Source organism: Streptomyces alkaliphilus, assembly GCF_014141535.1.
In the GTDB taxonomy this organism is placed as follows: domain Bacteria; phylum Actinomycetota; class Actinomycetes; order Streptomycetales; family Streptomycetaceae; genus Streptomyces; species Streptomyces alkaliphilus.
This window is the reverse complement of sequence record NZ_VKHT01000358.1, coordinates 1-4,754: the sequence shown is the minus strand read 5'-3', so window position 1 is coordinate 4,754 and position 4,754 is coordinate 1. Positions and strand designations below refer to the sequence as shown.

Sequence of the window (4,754 nt, the reverse complement as noted above, 5' to 3'; positions counted from 1 at the left end):
CACCGAGCCCCCACCCCTCTTCGTGTCCCGTGAACGGATCTGTGCGCCGGTGCCGACGCTACCCCCGACTCCCGGATCGCGGAGACGAGATCCTACACACCGTCACATGCCGAACCTCCGGCCCTCGGCACGCTCTCCCGACCCGTCCTTCCACCATCACCCGGGGCTTGTCAGGCACCCCTTGCGGGTTCGGCACTGCCGCAGGGCTGCCGCGCCTCTTGCCCGGGCGTTTCGGGCCCGTGAGGCCCCGCACGCTGGTCACCGCCCCGGTTTCCACCCTGGCATCCAAGGCTTGCCACCTCGCCGCCATCGAGGAGGTCGCCCGCCGCGCCCACCGCTGGCGCCACCGAGGCGATCGACGACATCTCCGAAGTGCTCGCCAAAGCCGCCTGTCGCGCCCGTCGCAGTATTGGTATGGCCACCGGTTATTTCCGCACCACGGGACCGGGGCGGCGAAGGTCGGGTGGGTCCTCCGGCCCGCGGGACCGTGGTTTTCGGAAGCGGGCGGTGTCGGCTTTCACATGGTTCCGTGTCTCGCTGGTTCACCTCTTGCCGGTGGTTTTGAAGCGGAAGCCGAAAAGGCCTCCGCTTTCGTGTTCGTCGGTGAGATGGGGACTGCGAATGTAAGGACCGGGATCGAAGCCGCGTTGCGCGGCCATGCTCAGGCTGTCAGTGTTGATCGTGACGATGTACTGGAGGTTCTCCTGCGCGGTGACTTCAGCGGCCAGCTTCAGAGCAGCAGCGACTTGCCGGTCATCGACACCGTCGTAGAGGTGGCTGTCGTGGATGAGGAAGTCGGGACCACGGCCGTGCCGGTGTGCCAGGACCGCCAGGGTCAGGTCGAAACAGAAGATGACCATGTTGCTGATGCCGCGGCTGCCGTCGCTGTCGATGCGCGGAGTGATGGTCAGGCTGTTGCGGCCGGCCTGGATGGCGAGGTAGGCCTCCCGCCCCTCCCCGTAGAGACGTTGGGCGTAGTGGGAGAACAGCAGAATCGCTTCGTCGGTTTGCCTGCGACGTTCCTGAAGGTCGGTGTCGACTGCCTGCTGCAGTTCCACACTCTTCGCGGTGATCTGCCGGCCACTGGCTTCGAGGGTCTGGGCCGCCTCGAAACGATGACGCAGGGCTTGGAGCGCGGCCTCCTCACGCCCAAGGGTCGTCTGCAGGGCCGTCAGGGCCTCCAGCGCTCCTCCCTCGGCAAGGTCTCGAAGGAGGCGGGCCTGGTCCTCGCCCAGGCGTGCCCGCTCGGAACGGCGTGCTTGGAGTCGTTCGGTGAGTTCGGCGATCTCTTCTTCCAGGAAGCGTCGGCGGTTGCGGACCACTGAGTGGTGGAACGTCTTCACATCTTCGAACCGTCGGCGGACTTGGTCGTTGAGGACAACGCCCAGTTCGCGGTAGACGGGCTCGATGTAGTCGACCTCGACATCGGTGGTCTCGGTGACGGCTGCCCGGAGCTCTTCGAGGTTGTGCTGGTCGATCACATCTTCCTGGGCCAGTTGCTGGATGCGTCGGCTCACCTGGTCCGCTCTGTCCTTGAGCCGTTCATATTCGGGGACGACCTGAAAGGCCGCAACTTGGGCACGAAGCAGCTCCACCTGCGCCTCAGCCAGCGTGATCTGACCTCTGAGATCTGCGGTGGACCCCACGATGCGTCCCCACACGGGATCATCGACCGCTTTCTTCAGTTGGGCACGTGTGGCCCTACGGGCGGCCAACTGTCTGTACTCATCGACGAGCTGCCAGTCCAGGCCCAACAGATAGGCAAGGTTGGAGGCGGCTTCCGGGGCGGACTGCCGGGAGAAGGTGCGGGTCGGGTCATTGAAGCCGTGCGACGAGATACGTCGGGCGAGGAAAGAGAGCAGCACCCTTCCGCTCACCCCCGGGTGATCCCCGCGCAGGCCGAAGAGGTCCCGCTCGATCAGCTGGGTCCACCGTTCCACAGGAAGCTCCACTGCACCTGTGCGGGGGAACATGGCACCGTCGTCGGGGCCGGTCACGTCCTCCTCAAGCGTCACGAACCCGGCTCGCTGTCCACTGCGGCGGACACCGAGCGGACTGTCCAAGCCCGGCCAATCCATCTCCAGCCTGAACGTGATGTGTCGTAGCGCCTTGTTCACGGCGAGCGTGGTGTTCGTGGCCCGGGCCCCGAGCAGGAAGTGGATCAGCTCGATCAAACTGGACTTGCCGGCGCTGTTGCGACTGTCGGTGTCTGCAGACGAGGCGGTGGTGGACGCAACGATCAGGTTCAGACCCTCGGTGAAGGAGAACTCTTTGAAGCGCTCGTCGTCAGCGCTCAGGCGGCGCAGCATGCATGCTCCTTGCAACGAGGACGTCCTGGTCCAGCTCGATGGCACCCATGCTGTAGAGCACATCCAATGCCAGGACGAACCAGCCGAACGATACGGGCGAGGCGTGGCCGTGCTCGGCCCGCCAGGACTTCAGCCGGGCCCACGTCTGACTGACCGACCGCGGCTCATCCAGTTGCAGCAGGATCTGGGCACCGACGGCCAGCAGACACCGGTCGGGCGCTATGCCCTTCGTAGGGGTAATCACGCGGATATCCCGACTTCGGGCCGCCAGCCGGCCGGAGGTACTTTGAAGATGTCGCACCGCCCGAAGAAATGCGCGAGGACCACAAGGGCGGCACGCAACACCTTCGGCCGGGGCTGGGCATTTCCCAGCATGTACATCTGCAACTGCCACAACACGTCTTCAGGGTCGTCCCACTCCCTGCACACCTGCTCGTAGTACACGCGAAAGCCCTGCGCGACCTCATCGTGTTCCAGCTCCCGCATGCTGCCCGCATAGAAGGCCTCCACGAGGTGCGCTTGCCGCATCCCGCGGAGGAGGTCCTCGCGTGCTTCGCCTTCGAGTCGGTTGAAGTCCAGTTTCTCGATGCGCACGTCCGGCAGAGGCATCAGCGGGTCAGAGGAAGCCCGAATCTCCTGGAGTTGCTTCAGGAGAGGCTCAAGATCCTCCATCCCGACTCCGAAGGTCATCTCCTTGATCGGAATCTCACATCGGAGGACGTCTTCAGCAGTCATCTGGTCCAGTTGCATGCACTCATGCCATAAGCGCCGGCTGCCCATCTGCTCAAAACGTATATCCGGCGTGCTGGTGGCCGCCTCGGTCAGCATTGCCGTCACTTCGGGATGAACGCCGCGGCGATCGTTATGCACGAACACGAACGTGTTGAACTGGCCCCTGCGCTTGGCGAGCGCACCGGCCAGGTCACCACGGAACTTCTTGCGGATCTCACTCGGCTTCACCGTCTGCGGCGCATAGCAGGCGTACAGCTTGCGAGAATGCAACGCAAGACCGTCTGCCGACATGTCCCCCAGACTGCCCGCGGTACGAACGTCCAGGAAGTCCGGGTATCGCGAGCACATGAGCCGGTGGAAGAAGTTCTCGAAATCGTTCTCGTACAGCTCCGCCATGAGCTCAAGGAACTTGACCCGCGCGTAGGCACGCTGCTCATACCGCATACACCCTCCCCACGTACAAGGAGCAAAGAGTAGCTGTACGTGATCACCCTTGGAAGCCTTATCATCAGGATCGAGACGAAGCTCCTGGATGGGTTCGTTACACCGCCATCGGCTGAGGAGTTCGAGACAGAGGCCGAACTGGGGGCCGTCACCGCCCGCGCCCGCCGACTGGCCGACCCCACCGGCAGTGGTTCGCCCCGCCCCGCCACCCGCTATGAGGGGGCCCGAGCGGCCGTCGACGCCCTGCGGGCCGCCGACACCGAGCGCGCCACCGAGGTGATCGGCGAGACTCCGACGTGCTCGCCAAGGCCGCCCGTCGTGCCCAGCGCGGTTGATCGCACCGGCGGCCCGGTCCCCTTCCCCGCACGGAGGAGCGGGGCCGGCCAGTTTTTGGGCACTCCCCCTACGGCGCCGCTGCACCCCGACGGCCGGGTGCAGCGCAGCATTTGCATGACGGCCTGTCCGGCCGGGATCCACCATCCCGTGCAGGGCTCGAAGGCCCACAGCAGCTCGCCGGCAAGCCCCTCGCCGGCCCGACCACACAGCCCTTCCCGCCCTTGACCCGCTGCTATGTTGAGGACCCATCAGTGACCGCAGACCGCCATAAGCCCACCCCACCGACGCGACCGTGGACCCCGGTCGCTCCCCGCGTCCCGGAGGTGATCGATGACCGGCCAGTGGGGTGAGTGGCGGAAGTTCAACGCGGACGGGATGCACGGCGCCGACGCCCTCGCGCAGGGGTTGGAGGCGATGGTCACCGGCATCGCCTCCGGCCCGGACACCAAGCGCGGCATCAACGCCCGCCTGCGCTACCTGACGGCCTCCAAGGCCGGGCGGGAGGCGATGGCCGCGCAGGGCATCAGTAAGCGTGCGTTGGCGGCCTGGACGGCCGGGAAGCGTTCCCCGAGCCCGAAGAGCCGCGCGGCGTTGGACCGCGCCTACTGGGGACTGCGTCGCCAACGGGTCGTGGCGCACATCAAGCGCCGCCTGGCCCGCGAGGGACGGGGCACCCGCATCGAGATCGACCCCGTCGACCAAACCCGCGTCGCCCCCGGCCGCCGCCGCGATCTGAACGTGCGCCGCATCACCATCCGCCCCACCACCTGGACGGCTGCTGTGGATGCCTGGGCGCACGGTGACACCACCGGCCTGGAAGCCGTCTGGGACCAGGTCACCGCCGACCTCGGCTCCGAGGGAGAAGCGTACGAGTACGTCTCATCCATCGGCTGGAACGCCTGACCCTGCTGCGCCCCACCGCCACCCCTCGCC

The 4,754-nt window shown here is 66.2% G+C and carries 4 protein-coding genes; 1 reads left to right on the top strand and 3 read right to left on the bottom strand.

What is annotated here, in order from left to right:
- Positions 1 to 542 precede the first annotated feature (542 nt).
- The 3 genes from FNQ90_RS12950 to FNQ90_RS12940 are packed head-to-tail and all read right to left on the bottom strand — an operon-like array spanning position 543 to position 3,485.
- Positions 543 to 2,309 carry an ABC-three component system protein gene (locus FNQ90_RS12950; RefSeq protein ID WP_182606520.1) on the bottom strand — a complete coding sequence of 589 codons (1,767 nt, stop codon included), beginning with the start codon at positions 2,307 to 2,309 and terminating at the stop codon, positions 543 to 545.
- Entirely contained in the window at positions 2,287 to 2,553 is a 267-nt protein-coding gene (locus FNQ90_RS12945) for an ABC-three component system middle component 6 (protein WP_182606519.1), read from the bottom strand. Before FNQ90_RS12945 ends, FNQ90_RS12950 begins: the two co-directional genes overlap by 23 nt.
- Positions 2,550 to 3,485 (bottom strand): ABC-three component system protein, encoded by a 936-nt coding sequence (locus FNQ90_RS12940; protein WP_182606518.1) that lies wholly within the window; start codon positions 3,483 to 3,485, stop codon positions 2,550 to 2,552. The genes FNQ90_RS12945 and FNQ90_RS12940 overlap by 4 nt, the downstream gene beginning before the upstream one ends.
- 666 nt (positions 3,486 to 4,151) lie before the next feature.
- Here FNQ90_RS12940 and FNQ90_RS12935 point away from each other — a divergent pair.
- Positions 4,152 to 4,724, top strand: coding sequence for a transcriptional regulator (locus tag FNQ90_RS12935; RefSeq protein WP_182606517.1), 573 nt, complete (start codon positions 4,152 to 4,154; stop codon positions 4,722 to 4,724).
- Positions 4,725 to 4,754: the final 30 nt, after the last annotated feature.

Bases quoted from the DNA above. Each gene is read 5' to 3' on its own strand.
- FNQ90_RS12935 (WP_182606517.1), top strand. From the start codon at position 4,152: ATGACCGGCCAGTGGGGTGAGTGGCGGAAGTTCAACGCGGACGGGATG.
- FNQ90_RS12940 (WP_182606518.1), bottom strand. From the start codon at position 3,485: ATGCGGTATGAGCAGCGTGCCTACGCGCGGGTCAAGTTCCTTGAGCTC.
- FNQ90_RS12950 (WP_182606520.1), bottom strand. From the start codon at position 2,309: ATGCTGCGCCGCCTGAGCGCTGACGACGAGCGCTTCAAAGAGTTCTCC.